At 43.5% G+C, this 16761-nt stretch carries 13 protein-coding genes; 1 reads left to right on the top strand and 12 read right to left on the bottom strand.

Annotated features, from left to right (window positions below):
- Positions 1-87 precede the first annotated feature (87 nt).
- From gcvP to F9K33_03820, 12 genes are all read right to left on the bottom strand, one after another.
- Positions 88-2949: an aminomethyl-transferring glycine dehydrogenase gene (gene gcvP / locus F9K33_03875; GenBank protein ID KAB2880698.1), complete on the bottom strand. Its 2862-nt coding sequence runs from the start codon at positions 2947-2949 to the stop codon at positions 88-90.
- Between the two features lie 15 nt (positions 2950-2964).
- A complete protein-coding gene (locus F9K33_03870; GenBank protein ID KAB2880697.1) occupies positions 2965-4020 on the bottom strand; it encodes a diguanylate cyclase in 1056 nt (351 codons plus the stop codon).
- 1 nt (position 4021) lies between these two features.
- The gene (locus F9K33_03865; GenBank protein KAB2880696.1) at positions 4022-6169 is read right to left on the bottom strand and encodes a response regulator; all 2148 of its coding nucleotides are present in this window, start codon (positions 6167-6169) and stop codon (positions 4022-4024) included.
- Positions 6170-6213: 44 nt separating this feature from the next.
- Positions 6214-6594 carry a glycine cleavage system protein GcvH gene (gcvH, locus tag F9K33_03860; GenBank protein ID KAB2880695.1) on the bottom strand — a complete coding sequence of 127 codons (381 nt, stop codon included), beginning with the start codon at positions 6592-6594 and terminating at the stop codon, positions 6214-6216.
- Between the two features lie 136 nt (positions 6595-6730).
- Positions 6731-8761 (bottom strand): hypothetical protein, encoded by a 2031-nt coding sequence (locus F9K33_03855; GenBank protein KAB2880694.1) that lies wholly within the window; start codon positions 8759-8761, stop codon positions 6731-6733.
- A 15-nt stretch (positions 8762-8776) separates the two neighbouring features.
- On the bottom strand, positions 8777-10231 hold the full coding sequence (locus F9K33_03850) for a glycosyltransferase (GenBank protein KAB2880780.1): 1455 nt from the start codon (positions 10229-10231) through the stop codon (positions 8777-8779).
- A 109-nt stretch (positions 10232-10340) separates the two neighbouring features.
- Complete coding sequence (locus F9K33_03845) at positions 10341-10904, bottom strand: hypothetical protein (protein KAB2880693.1); 564 nt, start codon at positions 10902-10904, stop codon at positions 10341-10343.
- The gene (locus F9K33_03840; protein KAB2880692.1) at positions 10904-12187 is read right to left on the bottom strand and encodes a sigma-54-dependent Fis family transcriptional regulator; all 1284 of its coding nucleotides are present in this window, start codon (positions 12185-12187) and stop codon (positions 10904-10906) included. The genes F9K33_03845 and F9K33_03840 overlap by 1 nt, the downstream gene beginning before the upstream one ends.
- Positions 12188-12191: 4 nt before the next feature.
- Positions 12192-12761, bottom strand: a complete 570-nt coding sequence (locus tag F9K33_03835) for a guanylate kinase (protein KAB2880691.1) — start codon at positions 12759-12761, stop codon at positions 12192-12194.
- 165 nt (positions 12762-12926) lie between these two features.
- Positions 12927-13694 carry an SDR family oxidoreductase gene (locus F9K33_03830; protein KAB2880779.1) on the bottom strand — a complete coding sequence of 256 codons (768 nt, stop codon included), beginning with the start codon at positions 13692-13694 and terminating at the stop codon, positions 12927-12929.
- Positions 13695-13714: 20 nt separating this feature from the next.
- The gene (locus F9K33_03825; protein ID KAB2880690.1) at positions 13715-14200 is read right to left on the bottom strand and encodes a GNAT family N-acetyltransferase; all 486 of its coding nucleotides are present in this window, start codon (positions 14198-14200) and stop codon (positions 13715-13717) included.
- Between the two features lie 24 nt (positions 14201-14224).
- The gene (locus tag F9K33_03820) at positions 14225-15250 is read right to left on the bottom strand and encodes an alkaline phosphatase family protein (GenBank protein ID KAB2880689.1); all 1026 of its coding nucleotides are present in this window, start codon (positions 15248-15250) and stop codon (positions 14225-14227) included.
- Positions 15251-15337: 87 nt separating this feature from the next.
- Here F9K33_03820 and F9K33_03815 point away from each other — a divergent pair, with 87 nt between their 5' ends.
- Positions 15338-16507, top strand: coding sequence for an NAD(P)/FAD-dependent oxidoreductase (locus F9K33_03815; GenBank protein ID KAB2880778.1), 1170 nt, complete (start codon positions 15338-15340; stop codon positions 16505-16507).
- The last annotated feature ends 254 nt before the right edge of the window (positions 16508-16761 follow it).

The following is a 16761-nucleotide window of genomic DNA, read 5'->3' as shown; positions in this document are numbered from 1 at the left end:
ATTCTCCTTATATTTTTTATAAACAATATCTTATTCTCAATTGGGCTGCAAATATAAAGTATTTAATCGAACGACGCAACAGTTTTCTTAAGTATAACTTTCAACCGGCGGACAGCTACAGATAAGATTCCGGTCGCCGTGAGCATCGTTAACTCGTCCAACGCTCGGCCAGAATTTAGCGGTTCTTAAAAACGATAATGGATATGCCGCTTTTTCGCGCAAATAGGGATATTTCCAATCATCCGCAACAAGCGTTTCGATGGTATGCGGCGCATTTTTTAAAACATTATTTTCCTTGTCTGACTCCCCCTTTTCGATTTCTTCAATTTCTTTTCGAATAGAGATCAACGCATCGCAGAAACGGTCGAGTTCAGGCTTAGGTTCGCTTTCCGTAGGCTCTACCATCAAGGTTCCCGGAACGGGAAATGAAACCGTTGGCGCGTGAAAACCATAATCCATCAGTCGTTTTGCAATATCGATCACTTCGACATTCGCCGTAGTTTTAAAAACGCGGGTATCAAGAATCATTTCGTGCGCACTTCGACCGTTTTTACCGGAGTATAGCGCCTCATAATAACCGCGCAATCTGGATTTGATATAGTTTGCATTGAGAATGGCGTACTTTGTTGCATTCGTAAGTCCGCGAGCGCCCATCATCCGAATGTAGATATAGGAAATTAACAAAATACTGGCGCTGCCCCACGGTGCAGCAGAAACAGCCGTAATAGCCTGTCTGCCGCCCGTCTTTACAACCGTGTGTCCGGGCAGGAATGGAGCAAGGTGGCTTGCTACACAAATAGGTCCCATTCCTGGGCCGCCGCCGCCGTGCGGAATACAAAATGTCTTATGTAAATTCAAATGGCATACGTCTGCGCCGATCATTGCCGGGTTGGTCAATCCGACTTGCGCATTCATATTGGCGCCGTCCATGTATACCTGGCCGCCGTGCTGATGTACGATCGCGCACATTTCATTAATACTTTCTTCGAACACGCCATGCGTCGACGGATACGTAACCATTAATGCCGCAAGATTTTCTTTATGCTGTTCCGCCTTTTCTTTCAGGTCATTTACATCAATATTTCCATGGTCATCGCATTTGATTACGACAACCTGCATGCCCGCCATAACGGCGCTTGCAGGATTAGTTCCGTGTGCAGATGACGGGATTAATGCGACGTTGCGATGAGATTGCTTCATGCTTTTTAAATAAGCCCTAATTACCATCAATCCGGTATACTCGCCCTGCGCGCCGGCATTCGGCTGAAGTGACGTGGCTGCAAAACCCGTGATTTCATTAAGATAATTTTCAAGTTCAAGAAATATTTGTTGATAACCTGAAGTCTGATTAATCGGCGTAAATGGATGTAGAGCAGCAAATTCCGGCCAACTTACGGGTATCATTTCTGTCGTGGCGTTCAATTTCATCGTACATGAGCCAAGCGGAATCATGGAATTAGCGAGGGACAGGTCTTTGTTTTCAAGTGACTTGATATAGCGTAGCATTTCCGCTTCCGAATGATGAGAATTAAATACAGGATGCTGTAAATAAGCAGTTTTTCGAATCAGGGTCAGCGGCAGAAAATTCTGAACATCCATATCAATTGAAACCGCAGGGACTCCTTTGGCTGCAGCAAACATATTGGTAATCCTCTGGATATCGGATGCAGACGTCGTTTCGTCAATAGAAATACCTACTGTTTGTTTGTCGATATACCTCAAATTAATCTGAATTCCTAAAGCCGCTTTCTTGACTCTTTTATATAAAGCGGCATCTTTTATGAGAATCTTAATCGTATCAAAATAGTTTTGATTGAGTTGCTTGAATCCGAGTTCTTCCAGACCCTTATTCAAAACGGACGCTAATTGATTGACGCGGGATGCAATATTTTTAATTCCCTTAGGGCCGTGATATACGGCATACATGCCGGCCATATTGGCCAATAGAACCTGCGCAGTGCAAATATTGCTCGTGGCTTTTTCTCGGCGAATATGCTGCTCGCGTGTCTGTAATGCCATACGCAGAGCGCGTTTTCCGTGCGAATCAATGGATACACCGATTATGCGTCCAGGGATCTTTCGTTTGAACTCGTCCTTAGTTGAAAAATAGCCTGCATGAGGCCCGCCGTAACCCATCGGAATTCCAAAACGCTGCGAAGATCCGACAACGACGTCTGCGCCCCACTCACCCGGCGGCGTCAGAAGCGCAAGACTGAGCAGGTCAGCGGCCACCGCGACATACCCTCCTTGATCATGGATCTTACTGCAGAAATCTTTGTAATCAATGATCTCACCATCGCAGTCAGGATATTGAACAAGCGCTCCGAAGAAATTCTTTGTGTAATCAAACTTTGTGTGATCGCCTACGATGATCTTAATTCCGAGGGGATTCGCGCGCGTTTTTAGAATATCGATAGTTTGCGGAAAGCAGTTCTGTGAAACAAAAAATCTGTTTCGTTTCGAATCGGTTTGTGACGCGTGCAACATATGCATAGCCTCGGCCGCGGCCGTTCCTTCGTCGAGCAAAGAAGCGTTAGCGACCGGTAAAGCTGTCAAATCCGATATCATCGTCTGATAATTGAGCAACGCCTCTAGCCGTCCCTGGGCGATTTCAGCTTGATAGGGAGTATATTGCGTATACCAACTCGGGTTCTCCAGAATATTTCTCAGGATAACCGTTGGCGTTATGCATCCGTAATATCCCATCCCGATATAAGACTTGTAAACTTTATTCTTTGATGCAATACTCTTCATTTCCTTTAATACGTCATACTCGCCCAAAGCAGGAGGAAGATTCATTTCCTTGGTAAGACGTATGAGTTCAGGGACCGTTTGATTAATTAAATTGTCCAGCGAAGATACACCGATGACATCCAACATTGCTTTTGTCTCATCCGGATTCGGCCCTATATGGCGCGTTTCAAAACTTCCATCATGTTCCGTGTTCATGTTAATTCTATTCTCCTATTGCTGCTGCATATTTTGAGTTACTGTTAAGACACGGTTACCGCCCTGGTGTTTAGCCTGATCGATGGAATCATTCAATGCTCCAATCAGGTCGGCTTCATTTTTGATCCAGTCGCGCGATAACCCGGCGACGGCAATACTTGCCGTCAATTGAATTGACTTAGTCGACAAAGAATTCCAAACATCTTCCGAAATAAGATCTTCGTATACAGGAAAAGGGTAAGCCATAATAGACTCATGAATCATTCGCGCTTTTGTGAGCGCATTCTCTTCCGGTGTGTGGGTAAAAATTATTGCAAACTTGCCTCCGTCAAAACGAGTGACCACATCCGAATTACGTACGCTGTTGACCAATATACTGGACAGTTCCTTTAGAACGACGTCACCTTGTTGCCGGCTGAAACGCTCATTCACTTTTTTATAATGGTCGATATCTAAGATAGCAGCGCTCGAATCGTGTTTATAACGCTTTACCGCGCTTATTTCCTTTTCAATTCGCTGATGGAAATATTTTCGGTTGTATAATGAGGTAAGCGGATCAGTAATGGTAAGAGATACGAGAAAGTCGTTTTTTTCTGCCAACTGCGAATTCACTTCTTTCAATTTCTCGTTGGATGAATTTAAATCCGACTTCATTTTATCTAATTTCTGAACTTCTTCGAGCAATTCATCGTAGAGTCTCTTATTACGCAGCAAAACTTTTATTTTTATGATCAATTCTTTCGGATCATACGGCTGGATAATATAATCGTCGCCGCCTTTTTCAAATCCGTGTACTTGATCAACGAATTCTTTAAGGTTGGCCGTGACAAACACTATCGGAACATGTTTTTCAAACTGACGAATGGATTCGCATATTTGAAAACCGTCAATACCCGGGAGGCGAACATCAAGCAGAATTAAGTCCGGTTTAATCGATTGGACCAGCTGAATAGCGGAAGAACCATCATGGGCTTCAATAAACTGGTATTCAGGCCTTTGGAGCGTCTTTTGCAGCGAATAGCGGCTATGCTCATTATCATCTACGATTAAAATTTTGTATTGTATGCTCATCCTAAATGCGCTGGGTATCCTTTTTCAGTATCACGTGAATCTGTTCCAAAAGTTTTTCCCTTGAGAACATGCTTTTTTGAAATACATAATAATGACGTCCGGTCAATTTTTTTTGATCTTCCTGTGTCAATAATTTCCCCGTCAGGATCAGAACCGGCATTTTTTCCGTCAGAGGGTCGTTTTGCAAATTTTTAAGCACAGCAAAGCCGTCAATTTGCGGCATCAGTAGATCAAGGATCACCAAATCATAGGGTTTTCGTTTGGCTAATTGAATCGCCATTTCACCGCTGGTAGCAACTTCAGAAACAAAATCATCGCTTTCGAGAATTTCCTCAACCAGCTCAGCCTGCGACAGATCGTCGTCAACGATCAGGATTTTTTTCAGTCCGCGTTCTTCACTTAATTTGTTTAGTCTTTTTAACAGCATGTCCTGAATCACAGGTTTGACAATATAATCCGCCGTGCCGAGGCTGTAGCCAAGTTTTTTGTTGTCAATCATGGATATAATCGCAACAGGGATATCTTTGGTTTGGGGTGTACGCTTTAATTCCTGTAAAATTTCCCATCCGTCTTTTTTCGGCATCATGATATCCAAAGTAATAACGTCAGGGTTGTATTTGATAGCCGTCTTAATGGCCGATTCGCCGTCTTGAACTGTTATAATTTGATAGTTACCTTCGCTGACATACTTTTTCATGACATACAGGAACTCATTATCATCATCCACAACCATGATAATCTTTTTGCTCGGATCAATTTGAATTTCTTTATTCTCCGGAGACTCAGTTGGTTTTTTTTCTTTTGAAATCATTCCGGCAATTTCGGTATCAGACAAAACGGATGAAGTTGTACCACGCAATTTAGACGGAAGTATGAACTTAAATGCCGAACCTTTACCCGGTTCGCTTTCAACCCAGATCTTGCCGCCAAGTAAGTCCACCAGTTTTTTCGTTACAGCCAAACCCAGTCCCGTTCCGCCGTACTTACGTGTGGCTGACCCGTCCAGTTGTCTGAACGGGTCGAAAATCGTTTCAAAATTTGAAGGTTCGATCCCAATCCCGGTATCTTTGACTGAGTATTCAAGCACATCATCAAACTTAGTACGCTTAACGAGAAGCGTAACACTGCCTTTATGGGTGAACTTAATAGCGTTTGAAATAAGATTAAGTAATATTTGTTTCAGTTTATTTTCATCCGAACTATGGATATCGATTCCCTCTTCCACATCGATATTGAATGCGAGGTCGGTCTCTTTCAGCATCGGCATAATGGTCATGCGCAGCGATTCGGTGAAATCGTGTACGGCGTATTCGGAGTTGAAAATATCCATTCGTCCTGAGTCGATCTTGGAAAGATCTAAAATATCATTAATCAAGCGTAATAAATTCTTTCCGCTTTTTTCAATGATCTTCAGTTGTTTTTCCTGTTCCTCATTGAGATCGCCGTCCATTCTCGCCAGCAAAATACTTGAAAGCGCGAGGATAGAGTTCAAAGGCGTACGTAATTCATGGCTCATGTTGGACAAGAATTCGGACTTGAGGCGATTGGCTTCCGTTACGCTTTTATTCAGTTCTTCAACCTCGCGGTAAGCTTTTCCTAAATCCTGGCTCTTTTTTTCAAAATCAAATTTTCGCTTTTCTATATCGCGCGAGGCATGTTCTACTGATTTCTGATTCTGAACTAGATCAGTTCTGTCGCGAATCACCCATAATTTCCCAGCGTAATTTCCGGATGTATCCAGCATTGGTTGGATCTGGCATTGAACGTATTTGACATCCGGGTGACTAAACTCAACGTCTTCCCTACATGAAAAATTTGGACCATTTTCGGACTCAATCTTTTGGAGTAGATATGAAGGCAGATAGCTTTTTAATTGAGTAATAATGTCTTCTTCGGATATTAACGCCACACCGGAGTTTACAGCGAGGAGGGCCGTAAATTTTTTATTATATCGGATGACTTTTCCGTCGGGGCCAATGATCAAAAGTGCGTCAGGTGAACTTTGAATTAATGTTTCTAACAGAAAACCAACCGGTTCAGTTTTTTTTTTAGGGCGGTCTTTCCTAGAAATACTTTTCCGTCCAGCCGGCTTGTTATGCGGGGAAGTTTTTGAAATGGTAGTCTTCAAGGATGGTTTTTTTTTTGCCATTGCCGTTGTGGTTTCTAAAATCTCGCGGAGGTATTTCGCTTTATTTAGTGCGCGGTAGTTTCTTTGTACTTTTGAACAGATAACAGTTTTGCTTTTGCAGAAGCGTCGGTCACCTTCATTTTAATGATCCATCCTTCGCCGTACGGATCGGAATTAATGACTTCAGGGGTATCGGTGAGCTTACTATTCACGGCGGTTACTTCACCGGTGAGCGGCCCGTACAGGTCACTGACCGTTTTCACGGCTTCGATGGATCCAAAAGGCTGACCCGGCTGGATCTTTCGCCCGACTTCGGGAGTTTCAACAAAAATAATATCACCCAGTTCAGACTGCGCATATTCGGTAATGCCGATGGTCGCTTCATCGCCGTTGAGTTTGACCCATTCGTGACTGGTGCTGTAAAGTAGATCTTCAGGGAAATTCATGTCCAATGTCTCCTTCTATTATGTGTCGTAGAAACCGCATATCAGTCTGTTTTTCCGGTATGCGTGGGGCACTTCAAAATCGCGGAGTAAAATAATACGATCGAAGCAGAGTTTCAATAAAAATGCAGGGTAATTTCTATCCTACCATCTGGCTGCTCCAAACGTAAAGACGTTTAAGTTCCAAAATTTTTCTATCCACTTTAGCGTCGGTAGGGTTTTTTACTTTAAGCATTTTACATACTTTATACGCCGATCCGTACTGTCCTCGTGCCGCAAGTTTTTCTACCAATTCAGGCGTTGCATCCTGAGGATTAATTTCTGTTTCAAATTCCTCTTCCTGGTAATCATCAGTTTCTTCCGTTATTTCTTCTTTGATCTCAGGCTGTATTGTCTTAGCGGCTTCCGCCTTCACAACGGATTCTACAACCGTTTTGGCTCCAGTGACGGTCGCTTCGACTACCGCATCCGCTGCCGATACTTCCTTGGCTTTTTCTTGTTTCTTATCTTCATCAGGTGTTTTGAATACGGCATATGCTTTTTCTGCCGCAGGCGCAGACACGATGTAATCGTTGTAGCTTACAGCTGACTCTACCGTCGCAGGAACATCAGCCCATAATGTTTTTGCCGAGCTACCTTCAACCTCAAGCAGCATAGCATAAGATGCATAATCAATCGTATCGTCCGAATCATCGAGATAGGATGAAAATTCGCTAAATCCGATCGTTTCCTCCTTTTCCGTAACTGCAGATTGAGTTGTGAAACTTGCTTCCGTAATATCCGAATCACTTTCGAGACTCTGGACATAATCCAAATACGGAATCGGCTGATCGGCTTCAGTAGTCGAACTTAACGGTTTCTCGCTATCTTCAGCGGTTGCGAGAATACGTCCTGCTTTGTCCTCTTTTTCCTCTTCGATACCCGCTTCATGTTCCTCTTGAAACAAAGCCTCTAACAAATCTTCTTCATTAGTCAGGATGTCGAGATAATCTTTATAAGACATTTCGATCTCTGAAAGCGCGGCTTCCTGTTCTGCAGCCGTAAGGAGATCTTCTTCCTCTTTTGCCATCGACGCATCTATATGTTCCTCAAAAGTGGCGATTTTCTTCGGTTTCTCTTTTTCAGCTTCGAATTCAAATCCTTTAGGCGTAATCTCCATGTCAATTGCAGATTCAGCCTGCGCAGCGAAGGCGTCGTCTTCCGCTTTTCGTGTTTTAACTGCAGTTTTTATGCCTTTTTCGGCCAATTTCTGATCAAGCAAAGCCCGTTCAAGAATGAGCGCCTTTCCGGCTTTTTGTAAATCAAGGCGTTTTTTGTATTGTTCAAATGACACTTCATCGTCATCGTAGAAATACATGATGCCGTTATTGTCGGTGTACGCAGGAGAGAATTCGCTTGGTTTTTCTTCGGCTTTCGGTTTTTCCTGAGTTTTGGCAATAACCGGTTCCGTCTTTGCGGGTTTAACTTCAATGGGCTTAAATTCAACCCGATCTTCCATTGGCTGAATCGCATCTTCGATGAAAGAATCTAGTTTGTTGTCTTCCTTATCCGGCGCTGGTTTTACAGCGGGCTTCTCCTCACTGACCGGTGAAGTTTTCTTCACCTGTGTATCGGGAGGAACGGTTGGTTCTGCTTTCTTCGCGACCGTTTTGACAACTTCTTCCTCTTCCTCATCGGAGGGTTTTGATTCTTTAATCTTCTGATATTTATCTTTCAAATCGACAAGAGTCTGTATGATCTGTCTGTTAATCGGGTCAAAACGCAATGCGATGCGGTAATGAGAAACAGTACCTGCAACGTCATCCTCTTCTAGAGACAAGTCGCCAAGTAATTTATGTCCCGATAAACTTGCCGGATGCGTAATTAGAAAATCTTGCAGCACTTCGCGCGCTTTTTTCTTATTGCCGCTGAGATAATGTGATTTCGCCAGCACCAATGTGCCGGTATCGTATTGCGGATGTTTTACCAGGCCCTGTTCGCAGAGCTTTATTGCATGTTCAAAATCACCGATACCGAGATAGGCATCGGCGAGTTGTGCAAACCTTATGCTATCAGGCTCTGTGGCGAAGCGCGTTTCTATCTGCTGTATCTGTGAAATCAGATTGATCTCGGCCAGAATTTCCTGGTTGCTGATCACAGCGGCTACGGTAGCTTTATTTTCTCTTGCCATAAACGACCCATCAAGTTAGTTGCGGCTTTGGTATACGTGTTTTAGAGAAAGAAACGTGACCATCGAAAATCCGATTAACGTCCAGAAGTTAAAAAAGATCATCCCGATAAAATTAGATTTAGCCGTCATATAGTTATGAATACCGACGTACGACGACCAAACGACGTAAAAAATCATTAGTATTTCCAGAAAAACGAGTTTGTCGATTTTTATAACGTATTTCGTATGATGCTGTTTGTTCGGATCGCGATGTAAAAATCCTAGTTTCGGCGTACGGATAAATGCCGATTTGATATTAAAAAAACCTTCCAGAACTGCTTTGGCGTTGCTGAGCGACAATCCAATGCTGCCCATCATGAAGATCGGAAACAACAGCATGCGTTTTTTCCAGTTCGGGTTGATCATTTTTTCAGAATAGAAGTAGAAAATAAATAAACCAATGATCGTTAGAACAAATACCATCATGATATCCAGCATGATATTAAACCGTCCATTTTCATTATGCAGAAATAGAACCGATGAATTAAGCAGACAAGACGCCACTACAAATATGTACGAAAAATTGGCAGTCAGGTGAAACAACGATTGTATTTTTACCCATAACGACAACTCGGATTTTAGAATCTTAGGAACTAATTTTTTTGCCGTTTCGACTGAGCCTTTAGTCCAACGAAATTGCTGCGATTTCAATGCGTTGATCTCTGCCGGTAATTCGCCCGGAGAAACCACGTCATTCAAAAATACAAAATTCCATCCTTTGAGTTGTGCGCGATAACTGAGATCGAGATCTTCGGTCAGCGTATCGTCGTGCCAATTTCCTGCGTCATGGATACAGTCTTTTTTCCAGACTCCGCCTGTGCCGTTAAAATTGATGAGAAATCCGGCGCGATTCCTGGCGAGTTGCTGAATGACAAAGTGGCCGTTCAACCCGATAGACTGTGTTTGCGTAAGGATTGAATAATCTTCATTCAAATGACCCCAACGCGTTTGCACCATGCCGATCTTCGGATTAGCAAAATAGGGAATTGTATTTTTCAGAAAATCCTTATCAGGAATAAAATCGGCATCAAAGATTGCGACGTATTCGCCGCTTGCATCTTCCAAAGCTTCGCGGAGAGCGCCGGCCTTATACCCTGTGCGGTTTGTTCGGTGGAACATCCTAACACAAAACCCTTCTTTTGATAATTGGTCAACAACCGCCGAAGTTAGTTTAAGCGTGTCATCCGTTGAGTCGTCCAGAACCTGAATTTCTAATCTATCTTTTGGCCAACTTAGTTTACTTGTTGACAGAATCAGGCGTTCTGCGACATTTTGTTCATTGAAAATTGGAAGCTGGACCGTCACGCGCGGCCAGCTCTGTGTCGGAATTTTTTTCAGATCAAATTTTTCGAGATTATTTTTATGACGATGCTTTAGAAAATAATAGATCATCACAAAATTATGCGTACTGAAAAGAAACAATACAAACATACAAAAAAGATAGGCGTAGAATAAAAGCAATCCGCCGTCGAACGAGAGAAGCATAAGGGTCCTTGGGTTTAATAGGGTTTAGGGTTTTTGAATATCTCCGGGTTTGGTTTTACCAATCCGAAACAACTTTATTTAAAACATTTTGCGTTATCATTTTGACTGCCTCATCGATACCGTCATTGCGCCGCTTATCGCCTTGCAGAGTATAACGACCCCATCCTGTGACCGATTCCTCCCAAAGTGTTTTCTTTTCTTTCTTATTTTCAAAACGTATGGTGGTGGTTATCGTTATTTTGTAATCCGTAGTCGAGAAAGTATTGCCGCTGCCTTCGAATGTAAACGGAACGTCATCAATTTTAGTAATCTTGCCCGCTATAACAGCGTCCGCCAATTTCAGGTCGGCGATCTTGAAATTATTATCATCGAGGATGGCGCGGACAAGTTCGTTTGTCACGCGTTCGCGGATACCGGGCTCGGACGTAATGTTATCAAAAACCGGAACGGCCACCGTTTTAACGCCTCCTAGATTGGCGCCGCTGAACGAATAGGTGCAACCCGTCATGCTCACCGTCAGCGCGAGCAAAAAAAACTTGCACAGGAGGACTTGAGATGCCATAAAGGAATGGGTTCCCGTCGACAAGTCAAAATAATTTTTACGACGGATCGGGTTCATTATAAGTCCAGGTTATATTCTTTGATCTTACGGTACAGCGTTCGTTCGGATAGTCCGAGCGCTTTGGCCGCGGCGCTTCTTTTGCTATCATATCTTTTCAACGCTTTAATGATCAGTTCCTTCTCTGCCTCTCCGACGTCCATCGTTTCACGTTCGGGCGATTCATCTACATTATAAATTTCCGGTTCGACCACTTTGCTTTCAGAAATTTTTTTGTCAAAGATCATAGGCGAAGACGCGTGGCTTGACAACCCGGAGGCGGAACCGCCAAATTTTGCCGCAAGAAAGTGTTTAATATCCGTAATGTCCTGTTTGAGCGACAGCAAGGTCCGATATAATAATTCCCGTTCCGCCTGTTCAGGAGTCACATGCATGGCAACCGGCAAGCGCGTATTATCCGGTTCGTCTTCGTTGAGCGCATCAATATCTCTGAAATTCTGCAAATTATTGGTCACATCAGACGGCGTAACGATGTCGCCCCTTTTGAGCGTGATCAAACTTTCTACAAAATTTTTTAATTCCCTTACGTTTCCAGGCCAGCGGTACTGGGTAATCATATCCATGGCTTCTGGCGAAAATCCTTTAAAAGATCCGTGCGTCTGGAGACTGAATGACCGAATGAATTTTTCAACAAGTATCGGAATATCTTCCCGCCGCGCGCGCAATGGCGCTATGTTCAACGTAATTGCCTTAAGCCGGTAGTACAGATCTTTACGAAACTCGCCACGCCGAACCATTTGTTCCAGATTTCGGTTAGTTGCCGCGATCACACGCACATCTGACTTTTTGACAACCGAGCCTCCAACCTTAATAAATTCGCCGGATTCCAATACACGCAGGAGTTTCACCTGTGTTACAAGCGGCATATCGCCGATTTCATCTAAAAAAACGGTTCCGCCGTTAGCCGTTTCAAAATATCCTTTACGCTCCGACACCGCGCCCGTAAAAGCGCCTCGTTCATGTCCGAAAAGTTCGCTCTCGAGTATACCTTCTGCGATTGCGCCGCTATTGACTATAACGAGAGGGCGATTTCGGCGGTGGCTAAGCTGATGGATGGCTTTCGCCGATATATCTTTGCCGGTGCCGCTTTCACCGATGATGAGAACGGCAACATCAGATGGGGCAATTTTGCAAATGTCACGAACAACCGATTTAATCGAAGCTGAACGTCCAATTAGCCCGATGGTATCGCCTATTTCATCAAGGTTGTTTTCAATCTCAGTTTCGTCATTGGCCAATACAAAATTTCTTAAATTCTCGGCCTGTATCGGAGTCTGGTTCATTCCATCACTTACGAATAATGTCTAAGATCTCGTTTGCTGCGCGTTCAATGGTATCGTTGATCACGACATGATCAAAATGATGCGCTTTATCCATTTCTTCAGCAACCCGCGCAAGGCGCACTTTCAGGTTTTCGTCATTTTCAGTTCCACGCGCCATGAGTCGTTTCTTAAGTTCTTCCATGGAAGGCGGTTTAATAAAAATCAAGACCGATTGATCCGGAAAATTTTTCTTAACGGTGAGCGCGCCGTTGACGTCAATGTCCATGATCACATTACAACCGACCTTTAGATCCGGTTCCACCGCCATTCGCAAGGTGCCGTAATAATTTCCGAAATGGTGATCGTATTCAATAAAATCATTGTGTTCAATATGATCTTTGAACTCCTCTTCACTGATAAAATAATAATCCTTACCGTCATGTTCGTCTTCCCGTTTCTCCCGTGTGGTCGCAGAAATGGAAAAAACAAGTGTCGGGTCCTTTTTAACAAGTTCGTTCTTGATCGCCGTTTTCCCTGTTCCTGAAGGCGCACTAAAAACTATGAGTTTACCCGCAACTGACCGTAATTGTGCCATAAGTTTTCCACTGACAAAATTTCAGTTATAAAGACTCAATTTAAACAAAAATATAGATTATAAATCGTTATATATCAAGGATTTTTTTGGTTTTGGAGGCAGGGAAAGTGTTTTCAAATTCAAATGAAGGGCGACGAATTCAAGCATCAAATACAGAAAAGCATCTTAAAAACCAAAAACACTGAATCCTCCATCAACGGCAAGGCATTGCCCGGTTATATAAGACCCGGCCGGCATGCAGAAAAAAGCGGCAGCCGATGCAACTTCACTCGGTTGACCAATCCGGTTCATCGGTGTTCGTGACAATACGGATTTCAAATAGTCTTGATTTTGCAGAACCGTTTCGGCCAAAGGGGTTCGGATATACCACGGAGCGATGGAATTAACCCGAATGTTGTCAGCCGCCCATTCGATGGCCAGGTTTTTTGAAAGTTGAATCAAGGCGGCTTTGGTCATTGCGTAAATAGCGCCTGTTTTCAGCGCAGTCAAACCGCCAACTGAGGAGATATTGACTATACACCCGGAACCTGATTTCTTCAGAAAAGGGTAAGATAACATACATAGGTCATACGCCGAACGCATATTGGTATTGAGAATGTGGTCATAGTCTTCTGAAGAATATTCTGTAGCTTTCCTGCGAATATTCGTACCGACGTTGTTGACCAAAATATCAAATTGTTGCCATTTTGTTTCCAAAGCGTTAAACATCATTTTCCTATCGCTGTCGCGACTGACGTCAGCAGTAAGGCCGTCGGCCGTATAGCCCATGTCTTTCCATGTTTGAAGAAGAAGATTTATATCCGTTGTTTTCCTGGCGACGATAGTGATCTCCGCGCCGAGGCTCAAAAATTCTTCGGCGATCGCCTTTCCAATTCCTTTGGTCGCGCCGGTGATCAGCGCCCTTTTTCCGGATAACGTCCAACGTGATGCCATGATATATTGCCTTTCCATTCCTATTTTTTCCGGGCCAGATTCTGTAGAGCGTCGCCGGAAACGCGGAATATAGTCCAATCGTCTACAGGAACAGCGCCCAGGCTTTTATAAAATTCGATTGCGGGTGAATTCCAGTCCAAGACTGCCCATTCAAATCGGCCGCAATTTCGCTCAATGGCCACATGTGCAAGATAGGCAAGCAAAGCTTTACCAATACCTTTGCCGCGCATAGTTTCTCGAACAAACAGATCTTCCAGATAAATACCGGGCCGGCCGACAAACGTAGAAAAATTATGAAAGAATAGCGCGAATCCGACAGGTACTTGTTCATAATAGGCGAGAACTACTTCCGCCTTTGGATTTGTACCGAATAAATGTTCCCGCAGATGTTCTTCGGTTGCGACGACCGCGTGCGCGAGTTTTTCGTAATGCGCCAATTCTTTTATGAAGGTTAGAATAAGCGAGATGTCATTCTCTCGGGCGTTTTTTATTTCTATTTGGTTCATGCTGACTTTCATAAAACATCGTTACTAATGAGGCTGAATTTCCTCTAAATGGATTTCCTGTTTTAATCGAACTTTTCCCGTTTGATCGCAGATGTATAAAGTAATTAATTGGCCAACGAGATCAATATCGACGATACCGTAATTAAGTTCATAAAAGGGCCCGCTGATACGATAACGGTTTTGTTCCAGACGAAACAGATTCTGCCAAAAACCGGTTTTGTGGTGTGTCATGCCGCTCGATGTTATTTCATACAAAGGATAACCGATCGGCGCATCCTGAAATTTTGAGATTTCGCTGAAATGCCTGTCGCCGGCGAGTATGACGACGTTTTTAACTCGTGTTCTTTTTAACAGTTCATACAAACGTTTTTCAGATTTTGGAAAGTCAGCCCACTTGTCATGGAAATGATCGCGCCCCACAATCTGCGTGGAGGATCCGATAAGGTGAATTTGCGCGCGGCTATCGGTGAGTTCATTCTCAAACCATCGCCATTGGATTTCACCGAGAATATCTGAATTTTCACCCTTCCGCTCGCGGAAATAGCGTTCGTCAAGCAGGATGATTTTGATTTGATTTTTTTCAGTTCCAAAAAGATAAGAAGCATAAACTCCTTCCTGAGAGCGTCTAGGGCTGTCGGCCGGCACATCCAGAAAATCCAGAAACAAACGCTGACTTTCTCTTTTTTGCGAATAAGTTCTGTTGGCGCCGTTTTTCCCGTAATCATGATCATCCCAAATTCCTATGACAGGTATGGTCTCGACAAGTTTTTGATAATCGGGGTTGGCCTTCTGCAGTTGATATTTTCGCGCCATTCGTTTCATGTTCTTTGTGTCGGCATAGATCACGTCGCCGAGCCAAACCCAAACGTCAGGATTACCTTGGAGTATATATTTCCACAAAGGCTGCGGACGATTATGCTTGCTACATGAACCGAATGCAACTCTGAATACTCCGGGTCTTTTTCGGGGCAAATTGTCAGCCGATGAGATGTTATTAGAACTGCAGCCGGACAGAAAATAGATCAGGAATAAGCAGCAAAAAATCTTCATAGATTCCAATCAAAAAAAAGGACATATTGAATATACGATCAATGTATCTCATTAGAGTTATTTTATCAATACACTTCTGCCATGGCAATCATAAAAAAGGACGTGATCATTATAGGCGCCGGCGCGGCGGGACTGATGTGTGCGATCGAAGCAGGGAAGCGCGGACGCAGCGTGGCGTTACTGGAACATGCGGATAAGATCGGGAATAAAATTCTGATCTCTGGAGGCGGACGGTGTAATTTTACCAATCTCTATTCTAATCCGCAGAATTTCTTGTCTCAAAACGGCCATTTTTGTAAATCCGCGTTGGCGCGGTTCACTCCGGCTGACTTCATCCGACTGATTGAAAAGCACGGCATTAGCTACCACGAAAAAAAGTTGGGGCAATTATTCTGCGATGAAAGCGCGCGTGAAATTGTTGGGCTGCTTCAGAAAGAATGTGCTGCGGCGGGAGTTGAAATTGTAGTAAACTGCGGCGCCTCGCGAATTCAGAAGGAAAAGGAATTTCAGATTCATACCGGGCGTGGTTTATATAGTTGCGACTCCATGGTGATTGCTACAGGAGGTTTATCCATTCCAAAAATGGGCGCAACAGATATCGCGTACCGTATTGCAAAACAATTTAAGCTCGCCGTTACTCCGACAAAACCAGGGCTTGTTCCGCTGGTCTGCGATCAGAAATTCTTGTCAATATTCGGCGCTTTAAGCGGAGTCTCGATTGCCGCTGAGGTTGTATGTAAAGGCGTGTCATTCAGGGAGAACATTCTTTTTACTCATCGCGGACTCAGCGGACCGGCTATATTGCAGATTTCTTCCTATTGGAATGCAGGCGATAGCATTGAAATTAACTTGCTGCCGAACGCCGATTTATATAATTTTCTGAAAACTCATGCTCAGAGCAGGATGAAACTGGATAATTTTCTCGCGCAGTTTTTTTCTAAAAGGTTTATTGATAAATTTTGTGAAACTTTTTTTGAGGTAAAACCTATTTATCAATACGTTGACAAAGATCTGAAAAAAATTGCACAGACGGTTCACCATTGGAAAGTTTTGCCGGTTGACACGGAGGGTTACGATAAAGCGGAAGTGACGTGCGGTGGGATCGACACCAATGAGTTATCGTCCAAAACGATGGAATCTAAGAAAATTCCGGGCCTGTATTATATCGGTGAAGCGGTTGATGTAACCGGCCATCTTGGCGGACATAATTTTCAATGGGCCTGGGCATCCGGATTTGCGGCTGGACAATATGTGTGAATGCGTAAAATACCACCCACGGAGACAACAGAGAACACTGAGAAAAACACAGAAAATGATAATGCGGAAATAGGCAAACATGAAACGGCAAACCAAACTCGGTGTGTTTTATAATTTTTAACGCGCTTATCGGGTTGGCTCACAAATGGAAGAGAGCCCTTCAGTCTGAGACATTATGTTAATGAGTCGGTGTTTTGATAAGTTTCTTCTAAATTTAAAATGGAGAACTTATCATGGAAACACAAACCTCAAAT

This window comes from bacterium (assembly GCA_008933615.1).
Lineage (GTDB): Bacteria > CLD3 > CLD3 > SB21 > SB21 > SB21.
Note: the sequence above shows the minus strand (reverse complement) of the source record. Positions and strands in the feature narration are given on the sequence as shown.